Raw genomic sequence first — 23,523 nt, 5'->3', positions numbered from 1 at the left:
GCTTATCCCGCCAGCATCGTTGCAGCCTGGCGATACCACATCGCCAGATAAGGCGGCACGTAGAGACCCAGCATCAGGCCGAGCCCCAGATGCACGAACACCGGCAGCAGCGCCGGCCGGTGTTCGAGCGGCGTCGCCGTCGTCGTTTCGCCGAACACCATTCGCTGCACGCGCGCGAAGATCGCCGCGAACGCGACGGCGAGCCCGAGCAGCAGCAACGGCGCGGTCCACGGGAGCGCGTTCATCGCCGTCGTCAGGATCAGGAATTCGCTCGCGAACACGCCGAACGGCGGCAGCCCGAGAATGGCAAGTGCGCCAAGCATCAATGCCCAGCCGACCGTCGGGCTGACCTGCAGCAGCCCGCGAATGCCGTCGATCGCCTGCGTGCCGGCCTTCTGCGCGGCATGACCGACGGCGAAGAAGATCGCCGACTTGACGAGGGAATGGACCGTCATGTGCAGCAACCCGGCGAACGTCGCGATCGGGCCGCCGAGCCCGAATGCGAACGTCATCAGGCCCATATGCTCGATCGACGAGTACGAGAACAGGCGCTTCACGTCCTTCTGCCGGAACAGCGAGAAAGACGCGATCAGGACCGACACGAGCCCGAACCCGACCAGCAATCGCCCAGGCAGGCCGTTGCCGAGCGCGCCGTCGGCCAGCACCTTGCAGCGCAGCACCGCATACAGCGCGACGTTCAGCAGCAGGCCGGACAGCACCGCCGAAATCGGCGTCGGACCTTCGGCGTGCGCGTCCGGCAGCCAGCTATGCATCGGCACGAGGCCGACCTTGGTGCCATAGCCGACCAGCAGAAACACGAAGGCGATCGACACGATCGTCGGATCGAGCTGCGTCCTGATCGCGGCCAGGCTCGTCCACAACAGCGCGTCGCCGTCGGTCAGTTGCCGGCTCGCGGCAAGATAGAGCAGGATCGTGCCGAACAGCGCCTGGGCGATGCCGACGCCGCACAGGATGAAGTATTTCCATGCGGCTTCGAGGCTCGCGGCGGTGCGGTAGGCGCTGACGAGCAACACGGTGGCGAGCGTTGCGGCTTCCATCGCGACCCACAGCACGCCGACGTTGTCGGTCAGCAGCGCGAGCAGCATCGCGAACATGAAGAGCTGATACATGCTGTGATAGAGCCGCATGCGTGCGGCGGTCATCCGGCCGCGGGCTTCCTCGATCTGCATGTAGGGCCGGGAAAACAGCGATGTCGTCCAGCCGACGAACGCCGTGAGTGCCACGAGATAGACGTTGAGCGGATCGACGAAAAACGCGCGTCCGAATGCGAACGACGGGCCGTGCTCGACGGTGCGCGCGGCAAGCACCACCGTTGCCGCGAACGTCAGGAAGCTGAAGCCGACGTTCAGCTGGCGCGCGACCCGGCTCGGCCGCACGCAGGCGAGGCACGCCGCTCCCGCGAGCGGCAGGCCGAGCACGGCGAGCACGACGTGGGCGTCATTCATCTTTGAGTTTCTCGAGGTGATGGATGTCCAGGCTGTCGAACTGCTCGCGAATCTGGAACATGAAGACGCCCAGGATCAGGATCCCGATCAGCACGTCGAGCCCGATGCCGAGCTCGACGATCATCGGCATGCCGTTGGTCGCGGCCGCCGCCGCGAAGAACAACCCGTTTTCCATCGACAGAAAGCCGATCACCTGCGGAATGGCCTTTGCGCGCGTGATCATCGCCATGAACGACAGCAGCACGCATGCGAGCGCAATGCCGAGCGTGCCGCGTGCGACCGATGTCGCGAGCTGGCTGATCGGCGCCGCGACATTGAACGCAACGATGACGAGCACGATGCCGATCAGCAGCGTGGTCGGGATATTGATGAGCGGCTCGACGTCGGTCTTGACGTCGAGCCTGCGAACGAGCCGGTACAGGAACCACGGAATCACGCCGACCTTCAGCACGAGCGTCAGCGCGGCGGACACGTACAGGTGCACGTCGTCCGTGACGAAGCCGAGGATCAGGTTCGCCGACACAAGCGCGACACCCTGCAGCGTATAGAGATGGATCAGGGACAGGATCCTGCGCTGGCTCAGCATCGCGAACGACAGCATCAGCAGCACGGCCGCGAGGAAATTGATCAGTTGTGTCGCGTAGGCGTGCATTCATGCTCCCAGCAGCAGATGGACGAGCATGCCGATCACGGCCAGCAGGAAGGCGGTCGCCAGGAATTCCGGTACCCGGAAGATGCGCATCTTCGCGTTGGCCGTTTCGACCACGGCGAGCGTCACGCCGCCTGCCGCCAGTTTGACGAAGAGCACCGGCACGGCCAGCAGCAGCGCAACCGGATCGCCCGCGTTCGCGATGCCCCAGGGCACGAACAACGCGAGACCGATGCACGAATACGCGAACAGCTTGAGGCTTGCCGCCCACTCCATCAAGGCAAGGTGCCGTCCCGAATATTCGAGGATCAGCGCCTCGTGGATCATCGTGAGTTCGAGGTGAGTGGTCGGATTGTCGACCGGCAGCCGCGCATTTTCGGCCAGCGCGACCAGCGTGAACGCGATGCCGGCGAACGCCAGGCTCGGATAGATCGTGAGCTCGCCGCGGCCGAGTGTCGCGACGATGCTCGTCAGCAGCGTCGACTGCGTAATCAGCGAGGCAGACAGGAGCACCATCAGCAGTGCCGGCTCCGCGAGGAAGCCGATCAGCATTTCGCGGCGGGCGCCGAGCGTGCCGAACGCCGTGCCGACGTCCATCGCCGCGAGCGACAGCGTGACGCGCGCGAGCGCAAACAGGCCGACGAGCGCGATTGCATCGGCGGCGGGCGACAGCGGCAACTCGGTCGACAGGGTTGGCACGATCGCGCACGCGAGCGTCATGGCGGCCCAGATGACATAGGGCGCGCCGCGGAACACGGGGCTCGCGCCGTGCGCGATGACCGATTCCTTGTTGAACAGCTTGTGGAGCATCCGGTACGGTTGCCAGATGGACGGCGCACGCCGGTTCTGAAGCCAGGCGCGGCATTGGTTGACCCAGCCCGTGAGCAATGGCGCGGCCGCGATCGCTATCACGATTTCGAGAGTCTGCGAGATGACGCCGGACAGGGTTACCATCGTCTCACCAGCATCAGAAGCACGATCAGCACGACGAAACTGTATGTCAGGTAAACCGCGATCTTGCCCGTCTGCAGCCGGCCCGCCCAGTCGGCGATGCGTTGCGTCAGTGCCGCGATGCGCAAGTAGAACGCGGACCAGGTCCGATCGGTCACCGACACCCGATAGGCCGGCTGCGCGTCGAATGGCGACGGCAATTGCCGCTCGATGTGCAGCAGCGGTGCGAAGATTTCGCGGATCGGTTGGCCAAATCCTTCCGCCGTATCCTGCATTCGCGCGGTCGTGAACGGAAAGCCGCAGCCCCACGGCGCCGCGCGTCGCAGCCGGCCGTGATAAAAGCGCCGCACCAGCACCCACGCGAGTCCGCAGCATGCGATGAAGAACAGCATGAAAGCCGCCGGCATATAGCTCGCGCGAGCGGCCGATATGGGCGCGAACAACAGCCAGCCGTGATTGTCCGCGCCGACGCCGGCGCCGACCAGCGTGTGCGTGACGCGATCCAGCAGCTTGACGAACTGCGCCGGCATCAGCCCGAGCAGCACGCTGGCGGTCGCGAACCAGCAGAACGCGAGCCGTTCCCACGTGTTCGCATCGCGGGCGCGGTTCAGCTTCGCTTCTCTCGGTTGCCCGAGGAACACGATGCCGAAGAACTTGACCATCGTGTAGCCGGCCAGCGCGGCCGACATGGCGATCAGCGCGGCGGCGATCGGCACGGTCATGGCGAGCACCGAATCCGGCAAGCCTGGCGCGAACAGGAAACTCTGCAGCAACAGCCATTCGGCCGCGAAACCGCTGAGCGGCGGCAAGCCCGCGCTCGCCGCGACACCCGCGAGCACCGCCCATGCGGTCCAGGGCATGAAGCGAATCAGCCCGCCGAGCTTGCCGAGGTTGCGCTCGCCGGTGGCGTGGAGCACGGCGCCCGTGCCCAGGAACAGCAAGCTCTTGAATGCCGCGTGCGCGACGATCTGGTAGAGCATCGCGGTCAGCGCGAGCGCGGACAGGCTCGTCATCCCGTATGCGCGAAACAGCACGGCAAGACCGAGCGCGACGATCATCAGGCCGACGTTGTCGATCGACGAATAGGCCAGCAGGCGTTTCATGTCGGTCTGGATGGTGCTGAACACCACGCCCAGCAGCGCGGTGCCGATGCCAAGCACGAGCAGCAGCACGCCCCACCATGCGATCTGTACGTGCAACAGGTCGAACAGGGTGCGCAGCAGGCCGTACAGACCCACTTTCAACACGAATCCGCTGAGGAGCGCCGAGACGGGTGACGGTGCCGCGGGATGGGCCTCCGGCAGCCACACATGCAGCGGGAAGATGCCGGCCTTCGCGCCGAACCCGACGAGCGCGAACAGGAAGGCGAACGACGCGGAGAAGGTATCCAGCGACTGCGCGCGCAGGTTGGCGAAGGTGTAGTCGCCGGTGCGCGCCTGCAGAATGCCGAAGCAGAGCAGCAGCGCGAGCGCGCCGACGTGCGAGATCAGGAAATACAGATATCCCGCACGGCGGATCTCGCCGATCCGGTGATTGGTCATCACGAGAAACGTCGCGGACAGCGTCAGCGTCTCCCAGGCGACCATGAACACGTATGCGTCGTCCGCGATCAACACCAGTGCGATGCTTGCGATGCAGACGTGGTATTCGAAGCAGATCAACCCGGGCGCGGATCCTTCGCCCTTGCGGAAATAGCCGGCTGAAAAGGCGCCGATTCCCGTGCTGACGAGGCCCAGCACGAACAGGAAATAGCCGGACAAGCGGTCGAGACGCAGATGAAAGGGCAGGCCGGGAAGCCCGATCGGCAGCACGGCGGCAGACGGTTCGGCAAAGATGCCGGCGAGGCCCGCCGCGGCGGCGAACAGTCCGGCCAACGCGCCGAGCGGAAAGAGGCCGTGGGCCACGAGCCGCGTGCGACGCAGCGCCCCGAGCCCCAGCGTGCCGACCGCGAGCCACGCGGCCACGGCCAGCAGGACGAAGTGGACGACCGGCACGGGTGCCATCCGGAATGTCTCCAGTACGCTCGGGTTGGACGAGGTGGTTGGAATGGCCGCCTCTCTCGCGACGTATTCCTGCCCGCATTATGACACCGAAAGGCCAATCCGGATAACAAGGTATGATAATGTCGTTATCATTAAAGTCTCATGAATCCTCGGATGGAGCGGGCGCCCGTGGCGGTTTGTCGCGGCGTTCCGGGTTCCGCCCAGGGCGTCGTTGTCCCCGATCCGGGCGAATGAGGGAAGATCCTATGCCAGCGCAGTACTTCCGAGGCCTGACGGGAAAACACCGTAGCGCGGCCGCGAACCGCCAGCTCGGGTTTTCGCTTGCCTTTGTTGCCGGAGCAACCAATGCCGGCGGTTTCCTCGCGGTCAAGCAATACACGTCGCACATGAGCGGGATCGTGTCGGCGATTGCGGATCAGACGGCACTCGGCGACATCCGGCTCGTGCTGGCCGGAGTGGGTTCGCTCGCGTCGTTTCTGGTGGGCGCCGGCTGCTCGGCGATGCTCGTCAACTGGGGGCGCCGCCGCGGCTTGCAGAGTCAGTATGTGCTGCCGTTGCTGGTCGAAGCCGCGCTGCTGCTCCTGTTCGGGCTGCTCGGCAGCCATCTCGCGCTGTGGGAAGCGTTCTTCATGCCGGTCACGGTCATCTTGCTTTGCTTCATCATGGGGCTGCAAAACGCGATGATCACAAAGCTGTCGGGAGCGGAAATCCGCACGACGCACATGACGGGCATCGTGACGGACCTCGGCATCGAACTCGGCAAACTCTTTTACTGGAACCGCTCGAATGCAGACGTGCACGCGCAGGCGGTGATCGCGAACCGCGCGAAGCTCAGGATTCACGGAACGATGCTGGCGTCGTTCTTCGTCGGGGGGCTGGCCGGCGCAATCGGCTTCAAGCATGTCGGCTACGTGTCGACCGTGCCGCTTGCCGCGGTGCTCGTCACGCTGGCGATCGTGCCCGTTGTCGACGACGTGCTTGAATATCTCTATCGGCTCGACCGCAGGTCGTGAGCGGGGCGCAGAGCGGATCAACGCGTGTGTGACGAATGTTTTCCGGTGCTGGCGGCAAGGGCCGGTGCATTATAATCGGATTAGCATATTCGCCGACTCTGTCCTGTAATGGAAACGAAAACCGCACGCTTGACCATCCTGATCGATCCCGCCAAGAAAGAAGCGTTCGACATGCTCTGCGCGGAGCAGGACCTCACACCGTCGCAAGTCGTGCGGCAGTTGATTCGCGAGTATCTCGAGGAACACGGCGTGAGCTACAAGACGAAAAGCACGCTCGGCAAGCGGGTGAAGCGAAGCGCGGGCTGAGTTCGCAAGCCGGCTAGACGTCGATTTCCCAGTGTGCATGCCCCTGCGCATGCCAGATCAACCGCTTTGGATCGAGGCGTTCTCCTTCCTTCATGCGCCGAGCGGTTGACGACAGCTTGAGTTCGTCGGCAAACGCGAACGAGCGCGCGCGTTCGAACAGCACTCGCCTCGATGGCAAACGAAGCGGCCCTTTCCAGGCGAAAGCGACGTAATTGCTGTCGTCGTCGCAGCGGACAACCGCATACGAAGGGCCGAACACGCAGCCCAGGCACGCGATGTGAGCGGGCAGCGACGGGTCGTCGTCCGCCAGATTGATCGCGAGCACTCCGGAATCGCTCAATCGCTCGCGACAGGCGGTAAAGAACGCGATATCCGCACACCGGCTCGGCATGCCTTCCGCGACGAAGGCATCCAGCAGGATCACGTCGGTGTGGACATCCTCTCGCGTCACGTACTCCGCGCCATCTGCACAGATCACCTTGAGTCGAGTGTCGTCCGCAGGAATCCTGAACACGTCGCGTAGCGCGATGACTTCCGGATTGATTTCGACCGCGTCGATGGTCACGCCGGGCAGATGCCGATAACAGTACTTTGCCAAGGAGCCGCCGCCGAGCCCGATCATGCACATATGTCCGGCGGCTGGGTGCAGCAGCAAACATCCCATCATGGTTCGCGTATAGCCGAGCGCCAGTTCGTCGGGCGTGCGCAGCGACATGAAGCTTTGGGTGGCCTGGTGATCGAAGTGCAGCGAGATCGCGTGCTGCGTCTCCAGTACGTACGGTCGCCCGTCGTGCAGCGGGGTCGACAGAAATTCGACGAGCGCATCGTAGGATGTTCGGTCATGCTCCATGCTCGATCGATCCAGGTAGGCAAGTTGTTGGGGGTGCGTGCAGCGAACGGCAACGACAAGCGGGTTCGCCGTTGTGATCGCCGCCGACGAGACGGATGCTCTTGACCTCGGGGCCCATCTTCAACGCGATCGACGAACCCTTTACGCACAAGTCCTCGATCAGCACGACGGAATCGCCGTCCGACAGGACGGTGCCGGACACATCCTTGACCACCCGCTCGACCGATTCGTCAGTCGATTTGATGCCGGCGCCGGCCGCCCATTCGTGACTGCAGTCCACGCATACGGTCAGCGCGCCGTCCGGGGCATCGTTCATTGCGACTTTCATTTGTCGGATTCGGGAGAGGCAGGGGAAAGCGGGCGTGCAATTTCATCACCGAGGTTGCCATCGTGCCGTCGGCTCGCGGGTGCGTCCAGCTCAAAGTCCGATGTGCACCGCATTATAATGCGATACACATTTGTTTATTGCTGTCTTATAATCGCATCTTGCCGCCGATCGCCGGAGTTGCGGGCGGATTCGCGGAGGTAGTCGACATGTTCGATCTGGATGGGGTGCTGCTGCTGCCCGATCGGCGGCCCGTATTCCTGCCGGAGGTCGCGGGAAGCCGAGGGCTTATCGTTGTGGGTGTCGGACGCGGTGGCGAGCGCGGCTTCCAGATGGTTCACCGCTTCCATGATGCGGCCGAACGGCTCGCGGCTGCCGGTATCCATCTGGCCTTCGTTTATCCGAGGGAATCGGCTCGGCATGTGATGGATCCGATCTCAGTGGCCAGTGCGCGGTTCCGGCACCACCCGCGTCTGCTTCTCGATGCAGATGGCTGCTGTTTTGCGCAGGGTGTGCCCCCTCGATTGCTCAATGCCGTGTATCTGAGCAGCGAGATGAAGCGTCTCGCCGGTTTCGAGATCGACGTGCGCAATGCTGCATGGGAGACCGAGTTCCAGGCGTTTCTGATGGCCTGCCAGGTTGCCCCGTCCCACTGAATACCGGGATCTGTCTCACGGCACGCGCGAGGAACATGGCAACCGTCGTCCATTTCGAAATGGGTCCCGCATGGAGCCGGGACGATGTGAACTCCGTCCGTGATGTGCTCGTGGACATGGCGCGTCGCAGCATGTCCGCACAAGTTCTTTCCTGTATTTGCAAGCGACTTCGTCTCGCTGGGCTTTGAAGGCCGTGAGATGTCCTCCGTACACACCGAGGTCGGTGTCAGATGCGACTGGACACGCCTGAGTGCGTGTCTTGCCACATTTGAGCTTGAGACATGCAGCACCCTTGACCATGATCAAATCTTTGGAGACGCCATGAGCGACAACGAAACTTCGACGGTTCAAACTATCTCGGCCTCCGCGATCTGGGCGCTCGAGCGCCTTGCCGATATTCGTTATGGTCGCGATACGCCCGCGCTTGGCTGGTCCATTACCCGAGAACTCATTGGCGCTGGATTCGTGCGCTATCCGACGAACGGTCGAGGAAGCGTTTCGATTACGGCAGCCGGGCAGACGTTCCTGAAAAATCGGAAATAGTGCTTGTCGACGTCGCTCGGGAATCGCACGGTCGCATTGATTCAAACATCCAAGCGGAGTCGTTCATGTTGTGCGCGGTTGTGTCTGATATGGAAAGCGCCAACGTGGCAGTGCGCGGCTGCGGATTGCTGTCGCGCGCGAAGATGAAGAACGTATCGCTGCGGACATGACAAAAGGCTGAACGTGCTTTCCTTCCTGCGGTCCCTTTTTGTTCGGCGCAAATTTTGTCGGCTTCCGGTGGTTCGTTTCCAATCCAGACCGATCGATCTGGGCATCGACGGTGCCCTGCATCCGGGCTGGGAAGTCGCGATCCTGGACGCGTCCGGCGGTACCGTCGGCGCGGCGACATACAGTTTGGCGCCACGGACCGATCGGGTCTACGTTCATCGACTGGAAATTCTCGCGTCAATGAGACGCCGCGGCTATGGTCTTGCCTTCCTGTCGTATTTGCATCGAACGTACCAGTTGCCTATCACCGCCATCGACGATCTACCGGAAGTCCGACCGTTCTGGCGCGCGGCGAGAATCTTTCAATCCGGAACATTGCGGGTAACGGCCGGGCAATCATCCGATGAGTTCCGCGACGAGCTGCTTCAATGGCGGCATCGGCAGGCAGTCATGCTCGCGTTGCGCCCCCAATCAAAAAAATCATCGGATTCCTAGGCAAACGTGCATGCCGTCCCTCACGTAACCGGCCTTGCTCGCCGGTCATGCGCGACATAGATTGTCTTCATCGAGGTCCAGATTTTCTGGAGGGGCCATGGAACTGTTCGTCGAACGCGTTGACGTTTGGGCGGCCACCATCGAGGACAAGCCGGGCGGTCTTGCGCACGTTTTGAATGCGTTGCGGGATGCTGGCGCGGATTTGCAATTCGTTGTCGCCCGGCGCGCACCGGAAGCACCAGGCAAAGGGGTCGTATTTGTCGCGCCGCTGCAGGGAGACAAGGAGATCCGTGCTGCCACGCAGGCGGGATTCAATGCCACTTCGGGCCTTCACTCCATCCGTGTGATGGGACTGGACCAAGCGGGGATCATCGCGGAGCTGACCCAGAAACTGTCGGACGGCGGGATCAATCTCCGCGGCGTATCCGCTGCCGTGCTGGGCTCGCAGTTCATTGCTTATCTTGCGCTCGACTCGCTGGCCGACGCCGAGCGGGCGATGGATATCTTGCAAAGGGCTTGACTAGCCGTTGTCTCCCGCTGCCTTTGCGTGCCTTCGCGCTTCGTCGTGCCATGTGCGGCAAGTACAGTGCGAGGGCAGGAGGGATTGAATAGCTCGACGGTAATCATTCGCTGTTGAGTTTTGAATAAAATTCGACGCATTGTGATAAGAATACTTATCCTGTCCTATTTATCCAGCATCGCCCATTGCCTCCGCTTGTCGCTTTCGTTCGCTGGTCACCGCAGGCCGGATCTGGCGGCCGTGATTCTCCGTGACGTTGCCCGTTGGCATATGACACCCCCTGAATAGCCTTGCGCCCAAAGCGACCCCGGCAATGCGGGCGCGGCCGCACCATACGTCGCCTCGGCAGCGGCCATCGCGTTTCGCTGGCGATCAGGAACAGTTTGTTACAAAGAGCTGTTTTCACGCCCTCTTGAAGCGCGCGATGGGCGCCTCTATTTCGCAATCCGCCAGACATTGGCTCCGCTGCACTGCGGCGTTCCACGCGCCCCGGTACCCGCAGCCGGACTCCCTTATTGGCGATCCTTTAATCGCTCGGGAGATGGAAATGCAGATTCGTCCCCTCTACGATCGGGCGCTCGTCGATGGGGACTTTTTGCATAGTTTCCCTAACAGATATCGATCGTGCGACTCACGGTCTGCGTCGGCTCCGATTTTGGCACGGTCAACGTAAGTACACCGTTATCGAACTTTGCCAACGTGCGATCGGGGGCGGCGTATTCCGGCATCGGGATCGTGCGCACGAAGCTTCCATGGGCGCGCTCCAGCCGGTAACAGCCATTTTCCTCGCTGCGTACGTCCTGCTTTTTCTCTCCGCGCAGCACGATTGCCCCGTCCTCGATGCTCACCTTCAGATCTTCGCGCTTCATTCCGGGCAGTTCGGCGGTCACGCGCAGCACCGGTCCTTCATCGACGACGTCGATCCGCGGCTGGAAGCGCGATGAACTGAAGTCGCCGAACCATCGCTCGAGCGCGCCACGGCCTGCGAACGGGTCATGAAAGAACTCCTCCACCGTACGCCACGGCTCACGTGAGAACAATCGCGGCATGTCGGGCCACGCGGCCCGCCACTGTTCGCCCGTCGGCGGATTTTCCGGGCCTTCTCCGTCGGACTTGCGGGCAGTTCCACGAAGGAACTTGAAGGGATTCCACTTTTTCAGATCGGTATTCATGGCGTCCTCCGATTCAGCTTCAATCCGTTTCGAGCGTGGCGGCCAGTCCGTCAGGTAGCAGGCGTGCTCCGAGCTTCGACTGCTCCGGGCACGCCGCGATCGATCGGTTTCACCGCGTACCCGAGCGCACCGCACCGCGCTTCGGCCCTGCTTGTCCAGTGCTCGCCGAAACGCGTCAGATGCCAATCGGCCGACACCTCATCATTCCGTTCGATCCGGACGATGGCGATGTGGCCATCCGGTGTGGGCATGCGTATCGCGATCTGTCGCACGGGCACGATGCGGATAAGGACCGCACGCCCTTTACAGGACTCCTGAGCGGCATCGGACACCGGTTCCTGCCGCGCCTGGTTCGCGACGGGCGGCGGCGCTTTCCCCGCCGCCCGTGTTCCCGACCCGCCGATGCCGAAGGGTCAGCCGGTCCTGACTTCAATGCGCCGTGGGCGAGCCTCGTCGCGACGCGGGATCGTCAGCTTCAACACCCCGTCCTGGAGGTTTGCCTCGATCTTCGACGTATCGAAATCCGGTGACAGCGTGAACGTCCTGGCGAAGTGCGGCTCGCGGACCTCGGCATGCTGCAGGCGCAGGTTTGCCGGCGTCGGCACCACCGCCTCGGCCTCGATCGAGAGGCTGCTGTCGTGAACCTTGACGTCCAGCTTGTCCTTCGTCACGCCGGGTAGATCCGCCCACAGTGTGACGCCCTGATTGCCCTCGTATATGTCGACGGCAGGGGTGAGGGTGATCCGGCGCGTGGCCTGTTCCGTGTCGCGACGCGTGACTGCGGACGGGGCGCGTTCAGCCAGTTGGGTCATGTCGTTCATGATCGGCTCCTCGAGTTACTGGACAGTGATGGCGCGTGGCTTGGACGACTCGCGCTTGCCGATACTGATCGACAGGCAGCCATTTTCGTAGCGCGCCTGGACTTTGTCGGGATCGGCGGTGTCGGGCAGCTCGATGACGCGCCGGAAGGTGCCGACAAAGCGCTCCTGCGCATACGTACGCGTCTCGCTTCCAGTGTCGGATTGTGCCGATTTGCGTTCGCCGCTGATGGTCAGCAAGCCCTTGTCGATCGATACGTCGAGTTCGGCGGCGTCGATGCCCGGGGCGAAGGCAACGATCTCGATCGACTCGTCCGTCGCGCCGACGTTGATCTGAGGAAATGCGCCCAGCCGGCTGGCGCGAATGCTGGACGGGAAGCCGCCGAAGAGTTGCGCCATCTGCTGCTGCAGGCGGTCGAACTCGCTGAAGAGGTCGGTTCCGAAGTAAAGATCGCTCATGATCGTATCCTCCTTGATGGCAATCGGGAGGCGAACGGGCCTACGCGCTCCAGTTCGCCTGCCGGACTGCCGGCAAACAAATCGAAACACGCAGCGCGCGGGATGAAACGGTTCGCGCGTCTGCCTGAGCGAAACTCAAGATAGGCATTCTGCGGAAAATTTCAAGGGGCGTCGCCGGATTTTTGGACTTGAAATTTCGGCGCTGGAACCTATCATCGCACCGGCTTGGAACTGCATGCGGAGGACGCCATGGAATTCGATACGGACTGGCTTACGCTGGGCAGGCATCGTATCCGGCTGCGCTCGACGAAGGGCTTTCCGACCGAGACGATGCGTACCGTGACCGAGGTCGTCAGGCTGGCGATCGACAACAACATGAGCGCGCGGGCGCGACTCGTCGAGATCGTCTGCCGGCAGGAAAAGACCTACGACGTGCTGGTCGGCACGACGATGGCGGAGGACAAGGCTTGTGCACCGCAACTTGAAGCCGCGGTCGCGGTCGTGCTGGGCCTGTTGCCTGACCAGATCAACATCACGGTCACACCCGTCACGCAAAAGGAGGTCGATCTGCACTTTGGCGTGTACGAGCGGATGCTGTCGGAGAAGCTGAGTACGACGCCGCCGCTCCGCTGACCGATCTGCCTGAACCGGCGCGCCTTTTTCGATATCCGTACTCAATCACCCGTCGACCGAAGCGCGCGCCCCATCTCGGCGATCGGCATCGCCGCGATCGAATTCAGCAACCGCGTCTCCCCGGCGTCCGGGCGGGCGATTGCGCGCACGTCATCGAGCGTCTGCGCGACGTGGCGATCGAGCGGCTCGAGAAAACGCCGCAGCTCGCTGGCCGCCGCCTTGTCCCTGAGCCCGAGTGCCTGTCCGAACGCGATCAGCGCATCCGCATCGATATCGACGAACCGCGTCGCGGTGCCGAGCGGCATCGTCAGTTCGCAGTGCGGCCAGTGATCGCCGCGATGGTCGGGCCGGTGCGTCGGCGTGTGATACACGACCGTGCTGACGATGTCGTAGAACGGCGCGAGCCGGTAACCGCGCGCGTCGACGAAGAACGACAGGTTTTTCAGGTGCGCATCGGCATTGCCGACCACCACGTTGAACACGGTCCAGCGGAACACCGACAGACGCGCCAGCGCGCGCGTGCTGGTGCGGTCGATCGCACGGGCAAGCTCCTGCGCGTTCGCGCGCTGGTACTTGAAGCCGCGGTCGTAGTTGAGCAGCTGCATTGCGTCGATCGTATGCACGCGCCCGGCCGGCGCCGACGCGACGTCGCGGTCGAACCGGTCGATCACGTAGCACGCCGACGGCGCGCGCAGGAAGTGCACGTCGGGCACGTCGAGGCCCATCCTCTTCGCGAGCTTCATGCAAAAGAATTCGTTGATCGCCGAGTGCGGGTAGCCGGCCGCGCGCATGTCCGGCTTGAGCAGGTGCATCGACGGCTCGCTGCCGACCGGCTCGTACAGCGCGTAGTCGGGTGCGTCGCCGCGCAGCACCACCAGCAGCTTCTGCTGCGCGCCTGCTGCCGACATGCGCTTGGGCGCGGTGGCCGTCAGTGCGCGCTCGGGCATCGCCTGGATCCGGCGTTCGAGCTCGTCGAGCGGCAGCGGCTGCAGGCTGCCGGGTGCTTCCTGTTCACCGTCGGCCAGCAGCGTCAGCGCGCCGGCCGATTCGCGCCCGAAGTACGCGAGCAGGCCCCATGCGTCGGCGGCATCGACCTTTGCCTCGCGCGCGAGCGATGTGCGCATGCCTTCCTCCGGCAGCAGGTTGTCGAAGAACCACTGGACCGGGCGATCGGTCGACGTATCGGTGAAGGTGCCGGCGCGCAGCGCGAACGCCGGCGACAGCGGATAGGCTGTCGGGGATGCGAGCCATTGCGGGTCGTACGCGAACGACCAGATGCCTTTGTCGTCGGTCAGCGTGCCCATGCGCTCGCCGTTGGCGGAGGCGATCAGCGTTCTAGCCGCCATGGCTGCTCCTGCGGCGTTGCGCGGCCTTCAGCGCGGTGGCTTCCGTAATCTCGACCGACGACTCGGCGTACAGGCGCACGCCCAGTTCGCCGAGCAGCATCATGACCTTGCCGATTTGCGCGGTCGGCTTTCCGGCTTCCACCTGGCTGATGAATTTCGGCGACAGCCCGGTCGCGTTCGCGAGTTCGTCGCGCGTGAACCCCTGCTGGAGCCGCGCCGCGCGGATGAGGTGGGCGAGCGCGCCGATCGTGTCGACGGACTGGGATTCCGACATGACGTTCTCCGTGCTTCGTATCTGATCGGGAACAGTATTGCACAACTGGTCGGCTGAGGCATCATTTGGTATCCGTACAGGAACGGAGATGCGGGGAAATGACTTGAGACATCATTTCGTACCCGATCGGGAACAGAGGCTCGTAGAACCGTATGTTGAAATCATCGCCGTATCCAATCGAATACGAAAAAGACGGTTCGGCGTTGCGCTGATCGCATGCGCAGGCGACCGGCCAGGCCGGGGAGGATGCATGGAGCCGGCGGTTATTCGCCGGCGGCGATCACGGTCAGCGAGCCAACGTTCGTCGTCGACGGCCTGCGCCGCGCGCGTCCGTCGTTCCGCAACCAGATCGGGCCCGAACCTTGCGCCCCGCATGCGCCGTCCGCGGCCGCACCGCGACGCGTCACGCGTGACGGATTTGAATGGAGGCGCGCATGGAGCCCATGCCGGTCGTACTTCAGTGGGATGCGGTCCTCGTCAGGATCGCCCTCGCGCTGGTCGCGGGCGGGCTGATCGGCCTCGATCGCAGCGAATCCGGCAAGACGGCCGGGCTGCGCACGACGACCCTCGTCTGCCTTGCCGCGTGCCTGTCGATGCTTCAGGTCAATGCATTGCTGCTGCAGGCCGGCAAGCCGGAGGGCGCGTTCTCGGTGCTCGACCTGATGCGCCTGCCGCTCGGCATCCTGACCGGGATGGGCTTCATCGGCGGCGGCGCGATTCTCCATCGCGACGGCCTCGTATCCGGCGTCACCACGGCCGCGACGCTGTGGTTCGTGACGGTGGTCGGTCTGTGCATCGGCGGCGGCCAGCTGTCGCTTGGCGCGCTCGGGCTCGTGCTCGGACTCCTGGTCGTATGGCCGCTGCGGTTGGTCGAGCAGCGCGTACGGAGCGTCAGGACGGCACTGCTCACGATCGAATACGAACTCGGCTCGCCGACGCGCGACCGCCTGACGACCGGGCTGCGGGACGCAGGCTTCGCGTGCCGCACGCGCGGTTTTCGCGAAACGGCCGCGCGCGCCGTGCGCGAGGAGGAACTGCTCGTAACGTGGCGCGAACCGACCAACGCCGATGCGATGCTGCCTTAATTGATCCGGATCGCCGAATTGGCAAACCTGACTTCGATCCGCTGTTCCGTGGAGAACTGAGCCGCACGGTGCTTTCCGGGCGTCGGCTGGTCGCGTGCTCCGTTCAGCGTCCGGCTTCCGGCTCGGCGCCGTCGTGCGCATCGCCGTTCGTTCCGGGCGGGCTCATCGCGAGATGAAGCGCGGCCGGGTCGACCGGTTTCACGAAATGCTGCAGAAACCCGGTCGCGAGGCAGCGTTCGCGATCCGCGTTGCGGCCATAGCCGGTCAGCGCGAGAAAGATGCATGGCGTGACTTCGTTGATCGCCTTCAGCCGCCTCAGCAGCTCGTAGCCGTCCATCACCGGCAGCCCGATGTCGAGGATCGCGACGTCGGGACGGTAAGCGCGGTACGCGGCCAGCGCGGTCACCGGGTCGTGCACGACGGCGACTTCGTGGCCGGCCTCGCGCAGCCATTGCGCGAGCGTCGACGCGGCATCCTCGTTGTCGTCGACCAGCATCACGCGCCGGCCGGTGCGGCCCGGCGCCATCTCGCGGATGCCGAGCGGCGGCTGCGGCGCGGCGATCGCCAAGGCTTTCGGCCGGTACTCGGGCAGCGAGATCGTAAACGTGCTGCCGCAGCCGGGTCCGGCGCTGTCCGCGCGCACCGTGCCGCCGTGCAGGGTCACGAGACTGCGCACGAGCGCGAGGCCGATACCGAGGCCGCCGTGCGCCTGCTTCGCGTCGCCGTCGAGCCGGTAGAACGGCTCGAAGATGCTGTCGAGGCGGTCGCGCGGAATGCCGGCGCCGTTGTCGCATACCTCGACGAGCGCGGTGCCGTCTGAACCGTGGGCCGCGCGCACCGTGATGTCGCCGCCCGGCAGCGTGTATTTCGCCGCGTTGGTCAGCAGGTTCGCGATGACCTGCGACAGTCGCACCGGGTCGCCGTGGCAGCGTGCGTCCGGATCGGCGTCGACATGCAGGCGGTGACGGCGCTGCTCGAGCAGCGGGCTCGCGACCTCGACCGCATGGTCGACGATGTCGGCGAGCTGCACGACTTCCTTCTTCAGCGTGATCTTGCCGCGCGTGATGCGCGACACGTCGAGCAGGTCGTCGATCAGCCGGACCATGTGATCGAGCTGCCGCTGGATGATCGCGATCTCGTTCGGCGTCGCGTGGCCGTCGCGGTTGCGGATCAGCTCCAGCGCGAGCGAGATCGGCGTCAGCGGATTGCGCAGCTCATGGCCGAGCACCGCGAGAAACTGGTCCTTTGCTTGATTCGCGTCGCGCAGTTCGCCGAGCAGCCGGTCGCGTTCGGCATTCGCGGCGACGAGCTTCTCGCGCGCGGCGACGTGCTCGGTCACCTCGACCGCGCTGACGATCACCCCAAGCCCGTCGGCAAGCGGCTGCGGATTGAAATGCAGCCGATACACGCGGGCCCCGTCCGGCTCGGGACGGTCGCGGTGCTCGGCGATCGTCGTCGAGCGGCCCTGCGCGCGGGCGGTTTCGAGCGCGCGCACGATCGCCGGCGTATCGCCGCCGGGCAGCACGGCCGTCAGCGGCTGGTCGACGATGTCGGTCCGGCCGCACAGCGCGGAGAAGCGGTGATTCGCGAGCACGATCCGGTGCGCGGCGCCCGACAGCAGCGCGATCGGCAACGGCGCGTGCATCAGAACGCCGTTGCGTTGCTGCTCGGCGTCCTCGCGACGGCGGATCTCGTCGCTCAGCGCGCGCGAGCGCTGCTGCGACAGCGCCAGCGTCAGGTGCAACTCGTTTTCGTCGTGGCGCAGCGATGCGGCGGGCAGGATGCGGCGATGCAGCGCGCAGACATGGCGGAACGTCTCCGACTGCTCGGTGCTGGGAAACACGTCGACCGGATAGCCGCAGTAAAGCGAGAAGCGGTGTTGCTCGACCAGTTCGTTCCATAGCGCTTCGAGCCGCAGCGCACCGGCGTACCGCTGCTGCGCGCACAGCAGCGCGACCATTTCGCCGAACGCATGCACGGGGCGGCCGGCGCGGACCGCTGCTTCGACGATCGTGCCGATCGAGCGGCGAAAGCGTGCGGGGTCGGGGAGGTCGCCGTCCATGAAGCTGTCGAGCAGCGTCTGCGCGCTCGACATGAAGATGCGCTCGCGGGCCGCGTCGCCGATCGACGCATCGAGCGTACGCAGGCGTTCGTGCACCGCCGCAAGGCAATCGGGTCGCGCGATCACGATCGCGCTGCCGCCCACGCGCAGCGCCTCGGCCGCGAACAGTGCGACTTCCGACACGAGCTGCGCATCGGACTCGTAGAACTGGACGAAGTGATCGGCCCGCATCGGTGCCGATTCCAGCAGGGGAGGCGCAGTTTTCATAGCTCACGACCAGGCAATGCCGTTGGCGGCCGGCGATTCCGTGCCGCGGCCATATCCGGGCCGACGCGAGCAAGCCGCGTGCCGCGCGCGCGCCCAGGCCCGACGGCCGTGCGGCGTGAGCCCGGCACGGGCGGGCGGCGCCGGGTGACGCCGCGTTTGTAAATTCTGCCGCGGATTGCAGGACGGATGCGCGATCGGGGTGGCGCGGGGGAGGGGGGCTCGACGGGACGCGTTACGCGCGAAAGCCTGTCATCAGGAAAACGTCGTCGCGACCATGATGCCGAACACGAGGCCGAGCGCGATGCCGGTCAGCCGGCCGTAGATGGATGCGCGCACATTGTCGTCCAGTTCGAACGGCGAGCGCTTGTGCTTCCATACCGTGCTGAATGCCACTGGACGGGTCAGCAGCACGGTGCATGCGATCAGCACCGGTGTCGCGACGAGCATCGCGATACGCGGCCCGTTCCAGTCGACGCCATGCATCATCAGCGAAACGAGCACGGCGAGCGGCACCTCGACGCACAGGCCGAGCAGCGATCCGATGCGATCCTGTCGTTCGAAGTCTTCGAGCATCATCCGGATTCCCGAAGCCTGTTCGCCGACATCATCCGGTACAGGGGGCCTGCCGGCGCACTGCTGTTTCAGACGTCCCTGATCACGCCGGAAATCCTTGCGCGCGGGATCGAGCAATGGTGGTACTGCGTGCCGCGCAACGGGCATATTTCGTTCTACACGAGCCAGGCGCTGACGCTGCTGGCGACGCAGCATGGGCTCAAATTCGGCTCATTCAGCCCGGAATTGCACGTGGTTTTCGATCGTGCGGCGGCGCCGGGGTGGCTTTCGAAGTTCTTTCAGTGAGGCAGAGGGCTCGGTCACCCGCGTCATCGGGCGCCAGGATTCCGTGACGCCATTGCTCCGGTAGCGAACCCTCGTCGCGAGCCTGATACCCCGTTCGCGCGTCGGCCTCCGTTCTTGATGCAGGTCACGAGAGACGCCGAGGTGTCGGGCCACGATGACCGTGTTCGGCCGACCGCGCCGGCCAATGCCGGACCGCGCCTGTCGCATGTCACTCGGCCGCGACCATCGGAGGGCTCGTCATGGATCACGGGAATGCACACGTCGTATGGTTCGACGACCTGCGGCGCGGCGACGTGTCACGCGTCGGCGGCAAGAACGCATCGCTGGGCGAATTGATCGGCAACCTGTCTGCACACGGCGTAAGCGTGCCACCCGGGTTCGCGTCGACCGCGGATGCGTACTGGCGATTCATCGATGCGAACGGATTGAGGCAAGTCATCGGCAGCACGCTCGAGGCGTTCGGCGCACGCAAGATGGCGCTCGCCGACGCCGGTGCGTCGATCCGGCAGGCGATCCTCCACGGAGACTGGCCCGACGACATCGCCGACGCGATCCGCGACGCGTATCGGCAACTGTGCCGACAGGCCGACGGAGACGACGTCGATGTCGCCGTGCGCTCGAGCGCGACCGCCGAGGATCTTCCCGACGCGAGCTTCGCGGGCCAGCAGGAAACTTACCTGAACGTGCGCGGCGAACATGCGCTGCTCGCAGCGTGCCGCCGGTGCTATGCGTCGCTGTTCACCGACCGTGCGATCGCCTACCGCGAAGAAAAGGGCTTCGATCACCTGCGCGTCGCGCTGTCGGTCGGCGTGCAGCGGATGGTGCGTTCGGACCTCGGCGCGGCCGGCGTGATGTTTTCGCTCGACACGGAAACCGGATTCGACAAGGTGGTGCTGATCAGCGCGGCGTGGGGGCTTGGCGAGAATGTCGTGCAGGGCACCGTCGACCCCGACGAATACGAGGTGTTCAAGCCATTGCTCGGCGATCCGGCGTGCACGCCCGTCATCGGCAAGACGCTCGGCGGCAAGGCATGCAAGCTGATCTATGCGCGCGACGAGCATGCACCGACCCGCAACGTGCCGACCTCGAAAGCCGAGCGTGCCACCTTCGTGCTGCCGGACCGCGACATCCTGGCGCTTGCGAAGTGGGCCTGCGCGATCGAGGCGCATTATGGCCAGCCGATGGATATCGAGTGGGCAAAGGACGGCATAAGCGGCGAACTGTTCGTCGTGCAGGCACGTCCTGAAACGGTGCAGTCCCGGCGCGAAGCCAGCGCCATCAAGACCTACCGACTTGGTCAGACCGGCCGCAAGCTGCTCACCGGCGTCAGTGTCGGCGAGGCGATCGCGGCCGGCAGCGTGTGCGTGATCGACAGTCCGCACGACATGGGGCGATTCGTCGACGGCGCGGTACTGGTGACGCACACGACCGATCCCGACTGGCTGCCGGTGATGCGCCGCGCCTCGGCGATCGTCACCGATCACGGCGGCCGCACCTCGCATGCCGCGATCGTGAGCCGCGAACTGGGATTGCCGGCCATCGTCGGCACCGGCAACGCGACCCGCATGCTGCACGATCAGCAGGAAGTGACGGTATCGTGCGCGGAGGGCGAGGCCGGGTTCGTGTACGAAGGCATCGCGCAATACCACGTGGAGGCGATCGACCTGACCGATCTGCCGGCCACCCGCACGCAGGTCATGCTGAATCTCGCGAATCCGGCCGCGGCGTTCAGATGGTGGCGACTGCCCGCCGACGGAATCGGCCTCGCGCGCATGGAGTTCGTGATCAGCAACCATATCAAGGTTCACCCGATGGCGCTGGCCCACTACGATGCGCTGACCGACGCGCATGCGAAGCGCGAGATCGCTGCGCTGACGTCGGGGTACGACGACCCGTCGAACTATTTCGTCGACCGTCTGGCGCACGGCCTCGCGCGTATCGCGGCGGTCTGTCATCCCGCGCCGGCGATCGTGCGCATGAGCGACTTCAAGACGAACGAGTACGCACATCTGGTCGGCGGCGCGCAGTTCGAACCGAGGGAAGAAAATCCGATGCTCGGATTTCGCGGCGCGTCACGCTACTATTCGCCGCGCTACCGTGACGGATTCGCGCTCGAATGCCGGGCGATCGCGCGGCTGCGAAACGACATGGGATTCAGGAACGTGGTCGTGATGATCCCGTTCTGCCGGACGCTCGACGAGGCGGACCGCGTGCTCGAGGTCCTGGCCGCCAACGGCCTGAAGCGCGGCGAAGACGGATTGCAGATCTACGTGATGTGCGAAATCCCGTCGAACGTCATCCTGGCGAGCCAGTTTGCGCAGCGCTTCGACGGCTTCTCGATCGGAAGCAACGATCTGACCCAATTGACGCTCGGCGTGGACCGCGATTCGGCGGAACTGGCCGGGTTGTTCGACGAACAGAACGAAGCCGTGAAGTGGATGATCGCCCGCGTGATCGAGTCCGCGCGCAACGCAGGGGCGAAAGTCGGCCTGTGCGGCCAGGCGCCGAGCGATCATCCGCCGTTCGCCGATTTTCTCGTCGCGTGCGGCATCGACTCGATTTCCGTCAGCCCCGACAGCTTCATCGCGGTCAAGCGGCGCGTGGCCGCCGCGGAAAACGCTGCGCCGGGCGAGCGTGCGTCGCCGGAATGAACGGTGTCGGATGATTGCATGACGACCATACCGGGCCGGGCGGACGGCGCATCACGCCGCGCACGAGCGCGCCCCGCCGTGTTCGGCGCGGGCGAACGCCGCCTGCAGTACAGGATGCACGTCGGTGCGCCAGTGATCGCCGGTAAAGAGTCCGTAGTGGTCGCAATCGTCGATGTCGACGCGTTGCCGCGCATTCGCTGCGAGACCGCTGCACATCGCCAGCGCGGCATGGGTCTGGCCGGCACCGGTGACGGCATCGCATTTGCCTTCGACGGTCAGCAACCCGATCGAGCGCAACGCGGCGGGCTCGACCCGCTGGCCGTGGACGTGCCACGTTCGGTTCGCCAGGCATGCCCGCTGGAAAACGATGTCGACCGTGTCGAGGAAGTATTCGGCCGGCATGTCGAGAAGCGTCAGGTATTCGCGTAGCGCCCGGCGGGCGGTTGCGAGTGCGTCGGCGTCGCCGCTCGACACCGCTTGCCGATAGCCATTGACGAGCGCCATGTAGTGTTGCGGGTAGGTGAGCGCGATCTCGGCGCGCTGCAGATAGGCCGGAAAGACCTGTCGCCCGCATCCGGCGAAGCCATGCGGCACCGTATCGATCAGCGTGGCGCGACACCAGTCGAGCGAATGCGAGCGGGCCGCGGTTCCGAGCGCGCTCGGATTGATGCGGGCATCGAGCGGGCCGCCGATCAACGTCAGGCTCGCCGGCAGCGCGGCGTCGCGTTGCGCGCGCAGCGCGATGGCGCCAAGCGACGGAAACGTCGCCTGACAGACCGCGACGACGTGCACCGGACGCGCGTCCGCCAGCAGGGTATCGATGAAGCGGTCGAGCATCGACACATATTCGTCGAGGCCGAATCGGCCCGCGTCGCACGGCACATCGCGCGCATCGATCCAGTCGGTGATGCACACGTCGCCGTCGACAAGCAGCGTCTCGACCGTCTCCCGCATCATCACGGCCGCATGGCCGGCCAGCGGCACGCAAAGCAGGATCACGCGTCGCGCACCCGCGTGAGAGAAGCGGCGCAGCGTGCAAAACGGCGTGTGCGCGACGATCGTTTCGTCGACGTCGATGCGACGGCCGTCCACGTCGACCGAATCGATGGCGAACCGTGGCGCATCGGCATGCAGGTCGAGCAGGGGTTCGCACAGGTCGGCGTAGCACGACGACGCGATATCGGGCCAAAGACCGCACGTGAAGCGCGTCGCTGCGTCCCACGTTCGCAACCATTGCCGTTGCTGTTCGATCAGGTCATACCACATGGCGCATGGGCGGAAAATCGCGGGAAATTCGAACAAGCCTACTGTCGCCCGATCGTGCCGCGACGGTTTGACCTGCATCAGCGTCGCCCCGATCGGCGGTGCATAAGCTGGTCTACGGATCCCGGACGGATGCACGGAGCGGAACATGGACACGTCTCGACGCATGCTTGTCGTTTTCTACTCGCGCAGTGAAACGACGGCGGCGATTGCGCGCCGGCTTGCCACGGAACTCGACGCGGATTGCGAACGGCTTCAGGAAGTCGACGATCGGCGGCGGGCGGGGGCCGTCGGCTTCCTGCGTTCGCTCGCCGACGTGATCCGCGATCGTGCCGCGGACCTCCGGCCGACGGCCTGTTCGCCGTCCGCATACGATGTGGTCGTGATTGGCACGCCGGTCTGGGCGGGTCGTGCATCGACGCCGGTTTCGAGCTGGCTCGCGCGGCACGGGAGCGAACTGCGCGCGACCGCATTCTTCTGCACGATGGGCCAGCGCGGCGACCTGACAGCATTCGGGCAGATGCAGGCGCTGGCACGGCAGGCGCCGATCGCGACGTGCGCGATTTCCGGACGCGATATCGGTCGCGGCCTGGCCGCCGGGAAGCTCGCGCATTTCGCATGGTCGATCGCTCACCGGCTTGCCGATCGCGAACGGCGCATGAGCGCGTAACGGAACGCCCTGGCCGAATC

Annotated in this window: 24 protein-coding genes; 11 read left to right on the top strand and 13 right to left on the bottom strand. The window is 64.8% G+C overall.

Annotated elements, in window-relative coordinates:
* Positions 1–2: 2 nt before the first annotated feature.
* The 4 genes from ACV22V_RS10230 to hyfB are packed head-to-tail and all read right to left on the bottom strand — an operon-like array spanning position 3 to position 5,069.
* Entirely contained in the window at positions 3–1,466 is a 1,464-nt protein-coding gene (locus ACV22V_RS10230; RefSeq protein ID WP_448013727.1) for a hydrogenase 4 subunit F, read from the bottom strand.
* Positions 1,459–2,118 (bottom strand): hypothetical protein, encoded by a 660-nt coding sequence (locus ACV22V_RS10225; RefSeq protein ID WP_059536774.1) that lies wholly within the window; start codon positions 2,116–2,118, stop codon positions 1,459–1,461. The genes ACV22V_RS10230 and ACV22V_RS10225 overlap by 8 nt, the downstream gene beginning before the upstream one ends.
* Complete coding sequence (locus ACV22V_RS10220; protein WP_448013726.1) at positions 2,119–3,069, bottom strand: respiratory chain complex I subunit 1 family protein; 951 nt, start codon at positions 3,067–3,069, stop codon at positions 2,119–2,121. It abuts the gene before it with no gap.
* Positions 3,063–5,069, bottom strand: coding sequence for a hydrogenase 4 subunit B (gene hyfB / locus ACV22V_RS10215; RefSeq protein ID WP_448013725.1), 2,007 nt, complete (start codon positions 5,067–5,069; stop codon positions 3,063–3,065). Before hyfB ends, ACV22V_RS10220 begins: the two co-directional genes overlap by 7 nt.
* 245 nt (positions 5,070–5,314) lie before the next feature.
* Between hyfB and ACV22V_RS10210 the strand changes: the two genes are divergently transcribed.
* A complete protein-coding gene (locus tag ACV22V_RS10210; RefSeq protein ID WP_059536764.1) occupies positions 5,315–6,082 on the top strand; it encodes a YoaK family protein in 768 nt (255 codons plus the stop codon).
* Between the two features lie 108 nt (positions 6,083–6,190).
* On the top strand, positions 6,191–6,388 hold the full coding sequence (locus tag ACV22V_RS10205) for a ribbon-helix-helix protein, CopG family (protein ID WP_059536760.1): 198 nt from the start codon (positions 6,191–6,193) through the stop codon (positions 6,386–6,388).
* Between the two features lie 13 nt (positions 6,389–6,401).
* Here the strand turns inward: ACV22V_RS10205 and ACV22V_RS10200 are convergent, their stop codons facing one another.
* The gene (locus ACV22V_RS10200) at positions 6,402–7,238 is read right to left on the bottom strand and encodes a spermine/spermidine synthase domain-containing protein (protein ID WP_448013724.1); all 837 of its coding nucleotides are present in this window, start codon (positions 7,236–7,238) and stop codon (positions 6,402–6,404) included.
* Positions 7,228–7,554, bottom strand: a complete 327-nt coding sequence (locus ACV22V_RS10195; protein WP_448013723.1) for an alkylphosphonate utilization protein — start codon at positions 7,552–7,554, stop codon at positions 7,228–7,230. Before ACV22V_RS10195 ends, ACV22V_RS10200 begins: the two co-directional genes overlap by 11 nt.
* A 218-nt stretch (positions 7,555–7,772) precedes the next feature.
* Here ACV22V_RS10195 and ACV22V_RS10190 point away from each other — a divergent pair, with 218 nt between their 5' ends.
* From ACV22V_RS10190 to ACV22V_RS10175, 4 genes are all read left to right on the top strand, one after another.
* On the top strand, positions 7,773–8,219 hold the full coding sequence (locus tag ACV22V_RS10190) for a hypothetical protein (protein WP_059700850.1): 447 nt from the start codon (positions 7,773–7,775) through the stop codon (positions 8,217–8,219).
* 321 nt (positions 8,220–8,540) lie between these two features.
* Complete coding sequence (locus ACV22V_RS10185) at positions 8,541–8,762, top strand: hypothetical protein (RefSeq protein WP_082721967.1); 222 nt, start codon at positions 8,541–8,543, stop codon at positions 8,760–8,762.
* Between the two features lie 183 nt (positions 8,763–8,945).
* Positions 8,946–9,425: a hypothetical protein gene (locus ACV22V_RS10180; protein ID WP_448013722.1), complete on the top strand. Its 480-nt coding sequence runs from the start codon at positions 8,946–8,948 to the stop codon at positions 9,423–9,425.
* 97 nt (positions 9,426–9,522) lie between these two features.
* Positions 9,523–9,945, top strand: a complete 423-nt coding sequence (locus ACV22V_RS10175; protein WP_059536754.1) for an amino acid-binding protein — start codon at positions 9,523–9,525, stop codon at positions 9,943–9,945.
* A 608-nt stretch (positions 9,946–10,553) separates the two neighbouring features.
* Here the strand turns inward: ACV22V_RS10175 and ACV22V_RS10170 are convergent.
* The 3 genes from ACV22V_RS10170 to ACV22V_RS10160 all read right to left on the bottom strand — a co-directional run bounded on the left by ACV22V_RS10170 (position 10,554) and on the right by ACV22V_RS10160 (position 12,394).
* On the bottom strand, positions 10,554–11,117 hold the full coding sequence (locus tag ACV22V_RS10170; protein WP_448013721.1) for an Hsp20/alpha crystallin family protein: 564 nt from the start codon (positions 11,115–11,117) through the stop codon (positions 10,554–10,556).
* A gap of 413 nt (positions 11,118–11,530) precedes the next feature.
* Complete coding sequence (locus ACV22V_RS10165) at positions 11,531–11,938, bottom strand: Hsp20/alpha crystallin family protein (protein ID WP_059536744.1); 408 nt, start codon at positions 11,936–11,938, stop codon at positions 11,531–11,533.
* 15 nt (positions 11,939–11,953) lie between these two features.
* Positions 11,954–12,394 (bottom strand): Hsp20/alpha crystallin family protein, encoded by a 441-nt coding sequence (locus ACV22V_RS10160; protein WP_448013720.1) that lies wholly within the window; start codon positions 12,392–12,394, stop codon positions 11,954–11,956.
* 249 nt (positions 12,395–12,643) lie between these two features.
* On the opposite strand from ACV22V_RS10160, the gene ACV22V_RS10155 reads away from it, so the two are divergent.
* Positions 12,644–13,027: a hypothetical protein gene (locus tag ACV22V_RS10155; protein ID WP_059537393.1), complete on the top strand. Its 384-nt coding sequence runs from the start codon at positions 12,644–12,646 to the stop codon at positions 13,025–13,027.
* 41 nt (positions 13,028–13,068) lie between these two features.
* On the opposite strand, the gene ACV22V_RS10150 is transcribed toward ACV22V_RS10155, so the two are convergent.
* Complete coding sequence (locus tag ACV22V_RS10150) at positions 13,069–14,373, bottom strand: HipA domain-containing protein (protein WP_448013719.1); 1,305 nt, start codon at positions 14,371–14,373, stop codon at positions 13,069–13,071.
* A complete protein-coding gene (locus ACV22V_RS10145; protein WP_059816855.1) occupies positions 14,363–14,647 on the bottom strand; it encodes a helix-turn-helix domain-containing protein in 285 nt (94 codons plus the stop codon). The genes ACV22V_RS10150 and ACV22V_RS10145 overlap by 11 nt, the downstream gene beginning before the upstream one ends.
* A 434-nt stretch (positions 14,648–15,081) precedes the next feature.
* On the opposite strand from ACV22V_RS10145, the gene ACV22V_RS10140 reads away from it, so the two are divergent.
* Positions 15,082–15,732 carry an MgtC/SapB family protein gene (locus ACV22V_RS10140; protein ID WP_448013718.1) on the top strand — a complete coding sequence of 217 codons (651 nt, stop codon included), beginning with the start codon at positions 15,082–15,084 and terminating at the stop codon, positions 15,730–15,732.
* Positions 15,733–15,835: 103 nt separating this feature from the next.
* Here the strand turns inward: ACV22V_RS10140 and ACV22V_RS10135 are convergent, their stop codons facing one another.
* Positions 15,836–18,025, bottom strand: coding sequence for an ATP-binding protein (locus tag ACV22V_RS10135; protein ID WP_448013717.1), 2,190 nt, complete (start codon positions 18,023–18,025; stop codon positions 15,836–15,838).
* 222 nt (positions 18,026–18,247) lie between these two features.
* On the opposite strand from ACV22V_RS10135, the gene ACV22V_RS10130 reads away from it, so the two are divergent.
* Together ACV22V_RS10130 and ppsA are read left to right on the top strand one after the other, a co-directional pair.
* The gene (locus tag ACV22V_RS10130; protein WP_448013716.1) at positions 18,248–18,919 is read left to right on the top strand and encodes a class I SAM-dependent methyltransferase; all 672 of its coding nucleotides are present in this window, start codon (positions 18,248–18,250) and stop codon (positions 18,917–18,919) included.
* A gap of 239 nt (positions 18,920–19,158) precedes the next feature.
* Entirely contained in the window at positions 19,159–21,570 is a 2,412-nt protein-coding gene (ppsA, locus tag ACV22V_RS10125; RefSeq protein WP_448013715.1) for a phosphoenolpyruvate synthase, read from the top strand.
* Between the two features lie 51 nt (positions 21,571–21,621).
* Here the strand turns inward: ppsA and phaZ are convergent, their stop codons facing one another.
* Positions 21,622–22,836 (bottom strand): polyhydroxyalkanoate depolymerase, encoded by a 1,215-nt coding sequence (phaZ, locus tag ACV22V_RS10120; protein ID WP_448013714.1) that lies wholly within the window; start codon positions 22,834–22,836, stop codon positions 21,622–21,624.
* 145 nt (positions 22,837–22,981) lie between these two features.
* On the opposite strand from phaZ, the gene ACV22V_RS10115 reads away from it, so the two are divergent.
* A complete protein-coding gene (locus ACV22V_RS10115; RefSeq protein ID WP_448013713.1) occupies positions 22,982–23,503 on the top strand; it encodes a flavodoxin family protein in 522 nt (173 codons plus the stop codon).
* Positions 23,504–23,523: the final 20 nt, after the last annotated feature.

It is taken from the genome of Burkholderia sp. AW33-5 (assembly GCF_053427615.1).
Note: the sequence above shows the minus strand (reverse complement) of the source record. Positions and strands in the feature narration are given on the sequence as shown.